Source organism: uncultured Roseovarius sp. (assembly GCF_913057115.1).
Lineage (GTDB): Bacteria > Pseudomonadota > Alphaproteobacteria > Rhodobacterales > Rhodobacteraceae > Roseovarius.
On sequence record NZ_CAJXNN010000031.1, the window covers coordinates 1 to 13937 of the forward strand.

The 13937-nt window shown below is 61.7% G+C and carries 13 protein-coding genes; 5 read left to right on the plus strand and 8 right to left on the minus strand.

Translation table 11 applies throughout. From position 1 onward, the window contains the following. Positions 1-395: 395 nt before the first annotated feature. The 3 genes from QZ498_RS12770 to QZ498_RS12780 all read left to right on the plus strand — a co-directional run bounded on the left by QZ498_RS12770 (position 396) and on the right by QZ498_RS12780 (position 4949). Positions 396-1688, plus strand: coding sequence for a capsular biosynthesis protein (locus QZ498_RS12770; protein ID WP_294622817.1), 1293 nt, complete (start codon positions 396-398; stop codon positions 1686-1688). A gap of 145 nt (positions 1689-1833) precedes the next feature. Then, complete coding sequence (locus QZ498_RS12775; RefSeq protein WP_294622884.1) at positions 1834-2934, plus strand: polysaccharide biosynthesis/export family protein; 1101 nt, start codon at positions 1834-1836, stop codon at positions 2932-2934. Then, positions 2934-4949: a capsular polysaccharide biosynthesis protein gene (locus QZ498_RS12780; protein WP_294622819.1), complete on the plus strand. Its 2016-nt coding sequence runs from the start codon at positions 2934-2936 to the stop codon at positions 4947-4949. Before QZ498_RS12775 ends, QZ498_RS12780 begins: the two co-directional genes overlap by 1 nt. A gap of 155 nt (positions 4950-5104) precedes the next feature. Here the strand turns inward: QZ498_RS12780 and ribD are convergent, their stop codons facing one another. Both ribD and nrdR read right to left on the minus strand, forming a co-directional pair. After that, positions 5105-6202: a bifunctional diaminohydroxyphosphoribosylaminopyrimidine deaminase/5-amino-6-(5-phosphoribosylamino)uracil reductase RibD gene (gene ribD, locus QZ498_RS12785; protein ID WP_294622821.1), complete on the minus strand. Its 1098-nt coding sequence runs from the start codon at positions 6200-6202 to the stop codon at positions 5105-5107. Further along, positions 6199-6684, minus strand: a complete 486-nt coding sequence (gene nrdR / locus QZ498_RS12790) for a transcriptional regulator NrdR (RefSeq protein WP_294622822.1) — start codon at positions 6682-6684, stop codon at positions 6199-6201. Before nrdR ends, ribD begins: the two co-directional genes overlap by 4 nt. Before the next feature lie 195 nt (positions 6685-6879). Between nrdR and QZ498_RS12795 the strand changes: the two genes are divergently transcribed. Then, positions 6880-7557: an SDR family oxidoreductase gene (locus tag QZ498_RS12795; protein WP_294622824.1), complete on the plus strand. Its 678-nt coding sequence runs from the start codon at positions 6880-6882 to the stop codon at positions 7555-7557. A gap of 76 nt (positions 7558-7633) precedes the next feature. After that, the gene (locus QZ498_RS12800) at positions 7634-7837 is read left to right on the plus strand and encodes a dodecin family protein (protein ID WP_294622826.1); all 204 of its coding nucleotides are present in this window, start codon (positions 7634-7636) and stop codon (positions 7835-7837) included. 3 nt (positions 7838-7840) lie between these two features. On the opposite strand, the gene QZ498_RS12805 is transcribed toward QZ498_RS12800, so the two are convergent. The 6 genes from QZ498_RS12805 to QZ498_RS12830 form a co-directional block, all read right to left on the minus strand. Beyond that, positions 7841-8257, minus strand: coding sequence for a secondary thiamine-phosphate synthase enzyme YjbQ (locus tag QZ498_RS12805; RefSeq protein WP_294622886.1), 417 nt, complete (start codon positions 8255-8257; stop codon positions 7841-7843). Positions 8258-8262: 5 nt separating this feature from the next. Further along, positions 8263-8772, minus strand: a complete 510-nt coding sequence (locus QZ498_RS12810) for a hypothetical protein (protein ID WP_294622828.1) — start codon at positions 8770-8772, stop codon at positions 8263-8265. Between the two features lie 413 nt (positions 8773-9185). Beyond that, a complete protein-coding gene (locus QZ498_RS12815; RefSeq protein ID WP_294622830.1) occupies positions 9186-9464 on the minus strand; it encodes an HlyU family transcriptional regulator in 279 nt (92 codons plus the stop codon). An 8-nt stretch (positions 9465-9472) separates the two neighbouring features. Next, positions 9473-11467 (minus strand): RNA polymerase sigma factor RpoD, encoded by a 1995-nt coding sequence (gene rpoD / locus QZ498_RS12820; RefSeq protein ID WP_294622832.1) that lies wholly within the window; start codon positions 11465-11467, stop codon positions 9473-9475. Positions 11468-11586: 119 nt separating this feature from the next. Then, positions 11587-13533: a DNA primase gene (gene dnaG / locus QZ498_RS12825; RefSeq protein WP_294622834.1), complete on the minus strand. Its 1947-nt coding sequence runs from the start codon at positions 13531-13533 to the stop codon at positions 11587-11589. Positions 13534-13586: 53 nt separating this feature from the next. Continuing rightward, positions 13587-13883 (minus strand): DNA primase, encoded by a 297-nt coding sequence (locus QZ498_RS12830; RefSeq protein ID WP_294622836.1) that lies wholly within the window; start codon positions 13881-13883, stop codon positions 13587-13589. Positions 13884-13937 lie beyond the last annotated feature (54 nt).

Sequence of the window (13937 nt, forward strand, 5' to 3'; positions counted from 1 at the left end):
GTCAGGCCCCACACAATCCTTGCAAACGCCCTCCAGGTCGGACGATGCCCGGACTGCGCCTGATGGCGGCCTTGGGCTCTATCCGGTCATTCGCCACGTCTGGCCTCAACCGCGGCCTCCAAAAATGCGTGGGCTTTGCAAGCCCCGCGCCTGCACAGCGCCATCGCTCAAACAAGGGCGTTTGCAATAGAAACTGCTTATGAACGCCCATCACAGCCGGATATGCCAAACCCTTCTTGGTTCACCTCATGAATCCTGAATGGGGTATCACCAAGTTTCCTTGGCTCATTCGACTGTTGGCCCCCTGACACACGCAACCCCGAGGCCACATTTTTGCCCTATTCATTCCTTACCAATACCTGTTGTATATTACGCGGTAAAAGGCAGTCGCGTTCATGAGCACGCTAACAGGCGACAATCGGGTATTTCTTTTCCTGCAAGGGCCGCACGGGCCCTTCTTCGCGCGTCTGGGCCGGATGCTGGAACGCGCCGGAGCCACTGTGTGGCGCGTTGGGTTCAACGCCGGGGACCGGGCCTTCTGGCGCAACAAGCACAGCTATATCCCCTTCCTTGGCAGTCACGAAGATTGGCCCGTTACCTTCGAAAACCTTGTCGCGGAAAAAGGCGTGACCGACGTTGTGCTTTACGGCGACACCCGCCCGATCCACGCCCAAGCGATCGAAAAAGCCAAGGCACAGGGCCTGCGCGTTCACGTCTTTGAGGAAGGGTACATGCGCCCATATTGGGTGACCTATGAACGCGGCGGCACCAACGGCAATTCGCGCCTGATGGAAATGACCGTCCCGCAAATGCGCGAGGCGCTGCACAACTCCGATATGGACACCGCCCTGCCCCCGGCCAGCTGGGGTGACATGCGCCAGCACATCTTTTACGGCGCAGCCTACCATGGCTGTGTCATGCTGTTGAACCGGCGTTACCGCAATTTCCGCCCTCACCGCGCGCTAAGCGTAACACAGGAATTCAAGCTCTACCTGCAACGTCTGCTCCTGATGCCCGCTCAAGCTATAGACCGGCGTATCGCCACATGGCGCATCCGCCATGGCGGGTTTCCCTATCATCTCGCGCTTTTGCAACTTGAGCACGACAGCTCGTTTCAGGCCCACTCGCCCTTCTCCACGATGACCGAGTTTCTCGAAACCGTCATCGACGGCTTCGCCAAGGGCGCACCGCCACATCACCACCTCGTGATCAAGGCACACCCCCTGGAAGACGGCCGCGTGCCCATCCGGCGCGAGTTGAAGCGCCTCGCCCGTGCCGCCGGAATCGCAGACCGCGTGCATTACGTCCGCGGTGGCAAACTGGCCAAATTGCTGGACGAGGCGCGCAGCGCCGTCACCGTCAATTCCACCGCCGCGCAACAGGTGCTCTGGCGCGGTATCCCGCTCAAGACCTTTGGTGCTGCGGTCTATGCCAAGCCCGAGTTCGTCTCTACCAAACCCCTGCGCGATTTCTTCGCCGGAGCCGAACGCCCCGACCGGCGCGCCTATACCGATTATCGCCGCTACCTTCTGGAAACCAGCCAGATCGCTGGCGGTTTTTATTCGTCCTCGGGGCGGCGGCAACTCCTGCGCCAAGCGGTCGATATGATGCTGGCTCCCGAAGATCCCTACGATGCGCTGAAATCCGGCACCGCGGCTCCAAGGCAACAGTTGCGCGTGGTGACCTGACCCCAGAACGCCAACAGACTGGATTTTGCCAATACCTTTGGCTAGAATGACGAAAAAAGAAGACTGAGGCAGAATAACAGGTCGAGGAGACCGAGCAGTGAAATCCAAACCGAACCGTTGGGCGCGGCCCGTCGCCCTTTTGGTCATGGTGTCGATGGTATCGTCCTGTGGCGTATTGCCCCGTGTGGGACCCAGCAAGAACGAGATCTTCGCAGGCTCCGTTCAACGTCAGGGCGACGCTTTCGTCGTCACCGTCAATGACCGCGTGACACGGGCCACCGCCGTGCAACCCGCACTTGGCTTTACCGATGATTTCCGCAATGCCGCCACGCTAGGCTCCGACACGATCCGACCGGGCGACACCCTGGGCCTGACCATCTGGGAAAACGTCGACGATGGTCTACTGGCCGGCGAAGCCGCCAACCAGACCGTCCTCGAAGAAGTACAGGTCGATGGCGCGGGGTTCATTTTCGTGCCCTACGCGGGCCGCATCCGCGCCGCAGGCAACACCCCCGAGGCCATCCGCCGGATCATCACCTCCAAACTCGACGAACAAACGCCCGACCCACAGGTTCAGGTCCGCCGCCTCGCCGGTGACGGCGCCACGGTCAGCCTCGTGGGCGCTGTCGGCGGTCAGGGCGTCTACCCGATCGAGCGCCCCACCCGCACGCTTTCGTCCATGCTCGCCAACGCTGGCGGCATCGCTATTGAACCCGAAATTGCCCAGATCACCGTGATCCGCGGCGACAAGCGCTCCAAGGTCTGGTTCCAGGACTTGTTCAAGCACCCCGAGTTCGACATTGCCCTGCGCGCCGGTGACCGTATCCTGGTCGAGGCAGACACCCGCGCTTTCACCGCGCTTGGCGCCACCGGGGCACAGGCCCGCGTTCCCTTCGAATCGCAAACCCTCAGCGCGGTCGAGGCGCTGGCACAAGTCGGCGGCCTGAACGCCGCCGCCTCAGACCCGACCGGCGTTTTCGTCATGCGCAACGAACCGGCGGCCATTGCCAATCAGGTTCTCGGGCGCACCGACCTTGAGGGTGCCCAACGCCTGATCTACGTGCTGGACCTGACCAAACCCAACGGCATGTTCATGGCCCGCGACTTCTCGGTGCGCGACGACGACACGCTCTATGTCACCGAAGCACCCTTCGCCCAATGGAGCAGGGTCATCGCGGCCCTGACCGGCACGCTCGGCGCGGTTGGCAGCATCTCCACCGCAAGCGATACACTCGGCGGCGGCTGATGCCCGCCCCCGGTCCGAAACCACCCGCCGCGACAGCCTCGCGGCGGGTTTTCTATTTCAACGCGGGCTTCCTGCGCCAATCCCGCATCCGCCGGATCATGGCGCTTGCGGGCCTGCCGCTCCAGCTTGGCCGCCCCGGCCCGGACGACCTGATCGCCGTCTGGGGCAAAAGCCCCTACGCCAAACGGGGCGAGAGGGTGGCCGCCAAAACCGGCGCATCGCTTGTCCGCCTCGAAGATGCCTTCCTGCGATCTCTGCATCCCGGCCGCGAAGGCGAACCGCCCCTCGGCCTCATCATCGACCAAACCGGCATCTACTTCGACGCCAACGCAGCCTCGGATCTTGAAACCCTGCTGGCCACCCATCCTTTCGACGATACCGTGCTGATGGACCGCGCCCGCGCTGGCATCGCCCGCATGCAAGAGGCGCAGCTTAGCAAATACTCGGGCTTCGATCCGGGCACCCCCTGCCCCGATCCCGGCTATGTGCTGGTGATCGACCAAACCCGCGGCGATGCCTCGGTCACCCACGGCCGCGCCGATGCCAACACCTTCCGCGAGATGCTGACCGCCGCGCAGGTCGATCACCCCGGCGCGCGCATCGTGATCAAGACCCACCCGGAAACCCGGACAGGCCACCGCCCCGGCTATTTCAGCGCGCAAGATGAAACCGACCGCATCACGCTCCTGCCTGACCCGGTCAACCCTTGGGCGCTCCTCGACGGGGCCATCGCCGTCTATACCGTCACCTCGCAACTGGGGTTCGAGGCGATCTTTGCAGGCCACAAGCCCCACGTCTTCGGCCAACCCTTCTATGCCGGTTGGGGCCTGACTCAAGATCATCACCCCGCCCCTCTGCCCCGCCGGGGCCGCAACCTCAGCCGCGCACAGCTTTTCGCCGGGGCCATGGTGCTCTATCCCACGTGGTACGACCCCTACCACGACCGGCTTTGCACCATGGAAGAAGCCATCGAAACCCTCGCCGCCCGAACCCGCGCATGGCGCGAGGACCGGCACGGCTGGACAGCCCACGGCATGCGCCTTTGGAAACGCAAACCCCTGCAACAGTTTTTCGGCAAACCGCGCGGGGTCAGCTTCAATCCCAAGGCCAAGGGCCAACGCCGCCATATGGTCTGGGCCAACCGCGCGAATGAGGCCCCCAAAGATGCCCTGCGCGTCGAGGACGGCTTCCTGCGCTCACGCGGGCTTGGGGCCGATCTCATCCCGCCGCTTTCGCTGGTGCTGGATGACCTGGGCATCTACTACGACCCAAGCCACCCCTCACGCCTTGAATACCTAATCGAAAAACGCGCCACCCTGCGCCCCGACCAACAGCGCCGCGCCGAGGCGCTCATCGCCAACCTCATCGACCTGAAGCTCTCGAAATACAACCTCGGCGGCGCGCTGCCCGATCTGCCCCAAGGCCACCGCATACTCGTGCCCGGCCAAGTCGAGGACGACGCCTCCATCCGCCTCGGCGCGGGCGAGATAAATACCAACCTCGCCTTGCTGCAAAAGGCCCGCGCGGCCAATCCCAAGGCAGTGATCCTCTACAAGCCTCACCCCGATGTGGAAGCGGGCCTGCGCCCCGGAACCATTCCGGCGGACAAACTGGAAACTCTGGCAGACGCCGTGCTGTCCAACACCGACCCCGCGCCATTACTCGACCATGTGCAAGAGGTCTGGACCATGACCTCGCTTCTGGGGTTTGAGGCCCTCCTGCGCGGGCTGCGCGTCACCACCACCGGCGCGCCCTTCTACGCCGGATGGGGCCTGACCCGCGATCTGGGCGATGTGCCGCCACGCCGCACGGCACGGCCCAGCCTCGACGGGCTGGTTCATGCCACGCTCATCGACTACCCGCGCTATTTCGACCCGGTCACGCGCACCGCCTGTCCCGCCGAACTGGTGGTCGACCGCCTCGCCCATGGTCCGCTTCCCAAGCCCGGCCCGGCCAACCGCCTCACGGCCAAGCTCCAAGGCGCCTTGGCCAGCCACGCCTGGCTCTGGCGTTAGCGCATCACTGGATCCGCATCTCTTTTGAATTCTGTCGGATGCCTCCGGCGGGAGTATTTTGGGAAAGATGAAAATGAACCGCCTCCAGTCTTCATCTTTCTGTAAATACTCCGGGGGAGTCGCCCGAAGGGCGGCGGGGGCAGCGCCCCCAAGTGTCAGCGCCGCGCCCAGCGGTGCATCACATCGCCATCGATGTCGCAGGTCTCGATCAACTCGAACCTGCGCGCCTCGTCCAGTCGCTCCAGCCCCAGCGCGCCGATCCCGGGCAGGCCCTCGGCGCCGATGGCCAACCCGGCGGTAAAGCCGACCAGTTCATCCACGAAATTCCCGGCCAGAAGCGAGGCCGCCAAGGCCCCGCCGCCTTCGCAGAACACCCGCGTCAGCCCAATCGCGCCCAAACTTTCCAGAACCGAGGCCATATCCAACTGTCGCCCCACAAGATCACAGGCAATCAACTCCGCACCCACGCCTTGCCACGCCTCGATAAGAGCCGGGTCAGCATCCGGACCGTGGCACAGCCAAACCGGCACATCCTTGGCCGTCCGCGCCAGTTGCGACATCAGCGGGATATCCAACCGCCGAGACACCACCACGCGCACCGGCTGGCGCATCGCCCCCATATCACGCACCGTCAGCATCGGGTCATCTGCCCGCGCCGTGCCCGCGCCCACCATCACCGCGTCATGCCGCGCGCGCATGCCATGCACCGCGCGCCGTGCCGCATTCCCGGTGATCCACTGGCTATGCCCCGTCGCCGTGGCAATCCGCCCGTCAAAGGAGGTGGCCAACTTCAAGGTCACATGCGGCGGTCCACCGGCGGCCTTGCTCAGGAACCCGCCCAGATCGCGCGCCGCCTCTTCGGCCAAAACGCCGGTTTCAACAGTGATGCCCGCCGCCCGCAAAATATCAAACCCTTTGCCAGCCACTCGCGGATCATGATCGGTCAGGCAAGACACCACCCGCGCCACACCCGCAGAAACCAGCGCCTCGGCACAGGGCGGGGTTTGCCCGTGATGCGCGCAAGGCTCCAGCGTGACATAGGCCGTGGCGCCCCGGGCCGCCGCGCCCGCCTGCGCCAAAGCCACCGCCTCGGCATGGGGCCGCCCGCCGGGCGCGGTCCAACCGCGCCCCACGATCCGTCCCTCGCGCACGATCACGCAGCCCACCGCCGGGTTGGGCCAGCATTGCCCCTGACCCCGCCGCCCAAGCGACAGGGCCAGCGCCATGAACCGGGCGTCAGTCTCCCGGCTCACTCGTCCGATTGTTTGGCTTCGGCGATCGCCTCGTCAGGGCGCAACTCGCTCACGAATTTGTCGAAATCATCGGCCGCCTGAAAATTCTTGTAGACGCTGGCAAAGCGCACATAGGCCACGGTATCAATCCGCGCCAGGCTTTCCATGACGATCTCGCCCACGGTTTTCGAGGGAATATCCGTCTCGCCCATGCTTTCCAATCGCCGCACGATACCGGAAATCATCTGCTCAATGCGTTCGGGCTCCACCGGGCGTTTTTGCAACGCGATCCGGATTGAGCGTTCCAGCTTGTCACGGTCGAAATCCTCGCGCCGCCCATTGGTCTTCACCACCACCAGATCGCGCAACTGCACGCGCTCATAGGTGGTAAACCGTCCGCCACAGGCCGGGCAAAACCGCCGCCGCCGGATCGAAACATGATCCTCCGCAGGCCGGGAATCTTTTACCTGAGTGTCAATATTTCCACAAAACGGGCAGCGCATGGGCCGTCCCCCTTTTTTTCTCTGCCTCACTGGTCGTGGGTCTCATGGCCCACTTATCCACAGCCACTATAGGACAGCCGCAAGGTTTTGGGTAGAGGGGAATTTACACCGCTAGATAAGCAGGGCACCGGGGGGTTAAAACACGCGAAAACCGGCTTAGGTCAGGGTGAACGCCAACAAAAGAAAGGCCAGGACATGACCGACAAGACCCTCTTCATCACCGGTGCCTCCTCCGGCATCGGCGCCGAAACCGCCCGCGCCGCCGTGGCCAAGGGCTGGCGCGTGGCCCTGATGGCCCGCAGTGCCGACAAACTGGATACCCTCGTCCAAGAACTCGGTGCCGACACCGCCCTTGCCATCACCGGCGACGTCACCAACTACGATGACCTCACCGCCGCCGTCACCGCCACCAAGGACAAATTCGGCCAGATCAACGCCGTCTTCGCCAACGCGGGCATGGGCCTCGACACGCCCGGCGTCGCCGAGGGCGACCCCGAGGAATGGCAAGCCATGATGGATCTCAACGTCATGGGCGTGCTCTGGACGGTCAAGGCGACCTACGAAGCGCTCAAGGAAAGCAAAGGCCACCTTGTGCTCACCGGCTCGGTCGCGGGACAAATCCATCTGCCCGCCTCGGTCTATGGTGCGTCCAAATGGTTCGTCCACGGCTTCGGCGGCAACATGAGCGAAGACATGCGCGAGTGGGGCGGGCGCTGCACCGTCATCGCGCCGGGCATGGTCGATACCCCCTTCTTCAACGAGGCCAAGCCAGACAAGCTCAAACCCGAGGATGTGGCGCAAACCGTGATCTTCGCAGTTGAACAACCCAAGCGCGCCGATGTCCGCAACCTCACGATCATGCCCACGGGCTGATCCCTGTCCAATGGAACCACAGCCATTCTCGTGCGTTGATTTGATGACATGACCAGCAAAGCGAAAGGAGAATGCAATGTCCGTCGCACGTGTCACTGAAATCTCTTCAACATCTACGAAAAGCTTCGACGACGCCGTCGAGCAAGGCATCGCACGCGCCTCGAATACGCTGCGCAACATCCGCGGGGCGTGGATCAAGGATAGCAACGTCGATGTGGAAAACGGCAAGGTCTCGAATTACAGGGTCAACATGGCGGTGACCTTCGTGCTCGAAGACTGACCGTCACACCAGATGCGCCGCGACCTTCCGGGTATGCGGCGCATCGCGATGCTCAAAGAGGTATATCCCCTGCCATGTGCCCAACACAGGTACGCCGCCACGCACCGGAATGGACAGGCTCACCGGCATCATCGCCGCCTTGATATGGGCAGGCATGTCATCCGGCCCCTCATAGGTATGCGTCAGATACCCCATCGAAGGATCCGTCGTCGGCGGCACCAGCCGTGCAAAGTAATTGCGCAGGTCGGTCTGCACTTCGGGGTCGGCATTCTCCTGTATCAACAACGAACAAGAGGTATGCCGCACGAACAGCGTCAAAAGCCCGGCCTGCTCCCCCTGCTCCCGGGTCCAGCTCACCGCCTCACGGGTGAACTCATACAGGCCCTGCCCCCGCGTGCCGATCTGAAACTCCGTCTGCATTCGGCTCAACACGGCCCCCATTGAAACGCCTCGCGATCCCAACACTGGCCCGCCGCTTCCTTGGCCACGTAAAGCGGATAGATATCCGTCACCGAAACCGAGCCCGCGTCACAGAGCAACTGGGCCACGGTTTGGTCCCCCTTGATCACCGTCACCCCACCTGAAACACTGGTCGTGACCTCACCGTCTTCCGGGATGCGGTCAATCGCGTAATGCACGGTATAGTCGAATGGCCCATTGGAGAACCCCGCCTCTTCATAGATGGTGCGCCCGATCCCGTTCCAAGGTATCATGTGCACTTGCGCCACGGGCTGTGCCAAAAGCATCTCTGCCGCAGCATCCATCGGGCCAAAACGGTAATAGGCGACCCGACCTTGCAAACAGACATCCACCGATTTCGCGCCATCCTTGACCGTGCAATGAAACATCGGCTCGCCGGGGCCATAGCATCCCTCGGCACGCAGTGCGCCACTGGCGGCGATCAGCATCGCGAGGCTCAGGATCGGTTTTCGCATCTGGCAGGCTCCCGGGAATGGCTTTGGACAGTTCTAGCACGGCAAACCCGCACCGGCCCATCCCTTTCCATCCCGTGACACGGGCGCGCGCCCTGTTCATCTTTGGCCCGCCCCACAAAAGCGGCATTAACCAAACTTGCACGATCCTCACCAAGGCGCACGGCGGGCGCTCATCGCTCCGCTCCTCGCGCAGAAGGCCGTCAGGCCTGATAAGCGCGCCGCTTTCGTACGGGTTGTACGACTCGTACGACGCCCCAAGGCCACCCCCCGATTTTCGTACGAAAAACGGCGGGCAAGCGTACGACTTGTACGAAATGTACAACTTGTACAGTGGTCCAAAAGAAACCCCGGAGGTTCGTACAAAACTCCGGGGTCAAACGTACAACTTGTACAGAACTCGGCAGGCGCCGCGGTTAGCGAAAAATCCGCTCGCCCTGCTCGTCGATCACCTGCTTGGCCTTGCGGATGGAAAAGGCCTGCGCCTCCTCCAACGACCGGATCACATCCGCCCGCAGCAGGTGATGCACCTTCACCTCGCCATCAATCTCTTTCTCGATCCGCGCCCCAAGGCGATAGCCGTCGCTTTCGGATTGCGGCGTGGGGATGATGCGAAACCCCTCGTAAACCTCGGCTTCGGCCTCCGGTTCGGGCTTGGGCTTGCCGCCGCCAAAAAGCTTGGAAAACAAGGACATAGCCGCGCTTATTGATCCAGGAACGACCGCAGCTTGCGCGACCGCGAGGGATGCTTCAGCTTGCGCAGCGCCTTGGCTTCGATCTGCCGGATCCGTTCGCGCGTCACGCTGAACTGCTGGCCCACCTCTTCCAGCGTGTGATCAGTGTTCATGCCGATGCCGAAACGCATCCGCAAAACCCGTTCTTCGCGCGGTGTCAGGCTCGACAGAACCCGCGTGGTGGTTTCCTTCAGGTTGTCCTGAATGGCGCTATCTAGCGGAAGAACAACGTTTTTATCCTCTATGAAGTCACCAAGCTGGCTGTCTTCCTCGTCCCCGATGGGGGTTTCAAGGCTGATCGGCTCCTTGGCGATTTTCATCACCTTGCGAACCTTCTCAAGCGGCATTTGCAGCTTCTCGGCCAGTTCTTCGGGCGTGGGTTCGCGGCCGATTTCATGCAGCATTTGCCGCCCGGTGCGGACCAGTTTGTTGATCGTCTCGATCATATGCACCGGGATACGGATGGTCCGCGCTTGGTCGGCAATCGAGCGGGTGATCGCCTGACGGATCCACCATGTGGCATAGGTCGAGAATTTATAGCCCCGGCGATACTCGAACTTGTCCACCGCCTTCATCAGGCCGATGTTCCCTTCTTGAATAAGATCAAGGAATTGCAGGCCACGGTTCGTGTATTTCTTGGCAATGGAAATCACCAGCCGCAGGTTGGCCTCGACCATTTCTTTCTTGGCCTGCCGGGCCTCTTTTTCACCCTTTTGCACTTGGCTCACGATGCGGCGGAACTCGCTGATATCCAGCCCCACGTATTGCCCCACCTGCGCCATGTCAGCACGCAGTTCAGCAACCTTTTCGGGTTGGCGCTCCATGAACATCTGCCAGCCACGTCCGGGCTTTTGCGCCATGTCGTCCAGCCAGGTCGGGTCCAACTCGCGACCGCGATAGGCATCGACGAATTCCTTGCGGTTGATGCGCGCTTGGTCGGCGAGTTTCACCATGGCGCTGTCGATCTGCATGATCCGCCGGTTGATGCCGTAAAGCTGGTCGATCAGGGCCTCGATCCGGTTGTTGTGCAGGTGAAGCGAATTCACCAGCTCCACGATTTCGGAACGCAGTTTCTGATACTTGGCCTCGGCGTCCTCGCTGAATGAGCCATCCTCGTTCAGGGTGGCCGAGATCCGGCTGTCCTGCATCTCGCTGAGTTCGGCGAAGTCCTCCGCGATGCGATCCAGCGTTTCCAGAACGCGCGGCTTGAGGGCGGCTTCCATGGCCGCAAGGCTCATGTTGGCCTGCTCTTCTTCCTCGTCGTCATCGTCCTTGGCAATCGGATTACCATCGGCATCCAGTTCAGGCTCGCTGTCTTTGCTTTTCTCAGTGGGGGCGCTTGTCACATTGGCCGCCTCGGCCACGACGTCCTCTTCGGCACCATCGAGGCCTTCGCCCATCTGACCCGAAAACGTGGTTTCCAGGTCGATGACATCACGCAGCAGGATGTCTTCGCCCAACAGTTCGTCACGCCAGATGGTGATCGCCTGGAAGGTCAACGGGCTTTCACAAAGCCCCGCGATCATCGTGTTGCGGCCCGCTTCGATGCGCTTGGCGATGGCAATCTCGCCTTCGCGGCTCAGAAGTTCGACCGAGCCCATCTCGCGCAGGTACATGCGCACCGGGTCGTCCGTGCGGTCGAGCTTTTCCTCCTTGCCCGAACCGAGGGTAATCTCACCCTTCTTGCCGATCTCGGCAACGGCGGTGGATTTCCCGTCCTCTTCTTCGGCCTCTTCTTCCTCGATGATATTGATGCCCATCTCGTTGAGCATGGACATCACGTCCTCGATCTGCTCGCTGCTCACCTGATCCGGCGGCAAAACCTTGTTGAGCTGATCGTAGGTGATAAAGCCCTTCTCACGCGCCTCCCCGATCATCTTCTTGACCGCGGCCTGACTCATATCAAGCGAGATTTCGGCCTCTTGGTCTTCGGGTTTCTGGTCGTCGGTGTCCTTGGCGGCCATGAAGTTCTCCTGAACGAAAGGGCGATCGGGTGATTCTTAAAATCGAATCAATAACGCGTTCGCATGATTCGCACACCCGTTTACCCTGTTTTTCTTACATAATCCTAGCCAAAAGCCCTTCAATGGCCTGACTTGGAGTATCTGATCCTTTCCAGCAACGCTGCAAACGCGTCGCGTTCGTCACGACTGATTCGCGCGCCGTTGTCTCCAACCTCGTACTCTGCCTTGTCTTCCTGCTGGCTGCGCTGCGCCCGATTTTTAGCTTCGGCCGCCTGACCAAGACGCCAAGTCATGGCTTCATCAACGACACCCGCAATTTCTTCGGAAGCTTCCTCAACCTCTGCGGTCCATCCGGCTTCGGCTTTTAGTTTGGCGAACGCTTCATTTAAGGTCATACGTGCCGCTTCATCATCGTCGCGACGACGCACTGCAGGTGAAAGGGCAACGTGGGGCAGCGCCATAAGGTTTTCAAGGGTTTGCGGCCCCATTACTTCATCAATCCTTTGGCGCAAAGCGTCGCCACCGTCCGGGCCGTGACGCAAGATCAAATCACGCAATCGCGCATGATCAGGTACGGCACACTCCATCACTTCAAGCGAATCCCCAAACTCATCACAAATGGATGGGCAACAAATCAACGTCGCGAGAATGACCGCTTCGCACTTCTGAATCCACGCCTCATCCCCGGCAGCCACTAGAAGCGAGCTTTTAGTGCTTGTTGGAACAGGGGGAATGGGCTCCCACTTGCCAGACCGGAAGCGTTTCTGCCCTCCGCTACGGCGGGGGTTAAACAGCTTCCAAGTGAGATCTTTGATCGTCTGTTCATAATGCCCTCGGATCGACGGATCGCGGATCAGCTTGATCTTCTCGCGCAGCGCTTTGTCGAGGGCCGCTTTACGCTCCGGGCTGTCGAAATTGCGCCCCTCGGTCTCGCGCTGCCACAACAGCTGCACCATGGGCATGGCCTCATCCAACAGCTTTTGCACCGCCCCAGCTCCCTTGGCGCGCAAAAGGTCATCCGGGTCTTGCCCCTCGGGCATCAGAACGAACCGCAGGCTTTTGCCCGCCTCCAAAAGCGGCAAGGCAATATCAATCACCCGATAAGCCGCCCGCAGGCCCGCCGTATCGCCATCAAGCGCCATGATCGGCTCATCGGTGATGCGCCAAAGCAGTTGCAACTGATGCTCGGTCACTGCCGTGCCCAAGGGGGCCACCGAGGCCCCGAACCCCGCCTGCGCCAATGCGATCACATCCATATAGCCTTCGGCTACGATCAGGGGCTGCCCCTTGCCCGCCGCCTCACGCGCCGGGCCGTGGTGATAGAGCGTGCGGGATTTATCGAAAAGCTCGGTCTCGGGTGAGTTCAGGTATTTGGCGTTGTCATTCGGGTCCATGGCCCGCCCGCCAAAGGCAATACAGCGCCCGCGCGGGTCCCGGATCGGGAACATGATCCGGTTGCGGAAGGTGTCATAGGGCCGCCCGCCCTTCTGGCTGGGCTTGGCCAGCCCCGCATCAAGGATCATCTGATCCTCGACACCCTTGTTTTTCAGGTGGTCCCAAAGCCCCTGCCACGCGTCCGCCGCAAAGCCGATCTCGAACCGCTCCTGCGCCGCCTCATCCAAGCCGCGCCCGGCAAGATAATCCCGCGCCGCCGCCCCCGCCCCGGTTTTCAGCGACAGGCGAAAATGCTGCACGGCCATTTCCATGACCTCGGCCAGTTGCGTGCGGCGGTCGGCCTTTTCCTGTGCACGTGGGTCGCGTTCGGGCATCGGCATGCCCGCTTCCCCGGCCAGAATGCGCACGGCCTCCATAAAATCGACGTTCTCGGTCTCGCGGACAAAGGAAATCGCATCACCCTTGGCGTGACAGCCAAAGCAGTAATAAAACCCCTTGCGGTCATCGACATGGAAGCTGGCGGTTTTTTCCTGATGGAAGGGGCAAGGCGCCCACATATCGCCCTTGCCCTGATTGGATTTGCGGGTGTCCCACATCACCTTGCGCCCGACCACATCGGTCAGCGACAGGCGCGAGCGTAGCTCGTCAAGGAATCCGGGGGGCAGGCTCATATATCCATATATGGGCAAGCCAGTGTTTTCGGCAAGCGGAAGAGGCGCAGAGTTTACTGCGCCAAGCAGGCCTCCTCGTAGGTGGCTGCTACCTCGTCGGTCAGTTGATCTTCCTCAAGTGTGTAGACCCAATTGACGATCGGCTCGACCGCGGGCTTATAAATCGCCGCATCGCCTTCCAGACCTTCGCCAATCGTTCGGATCGCCTTTTTCTGGCGCATCCCGTCCTGACGGGCCTCGACCGCGGAATCCACGATCTCAGCAGAAGTCGCGCAGAGGCTTTCCTTGTCCTGCGCCATCACGGGCGCGGCCAGACAAAGCGCGGGCAAAAGGGCGGCAAAACGGGTCATGGGTTACCTCTTGGGTCAAAAGCGTTGGGGGGCAACCTAATGCCCTTGGCGCGA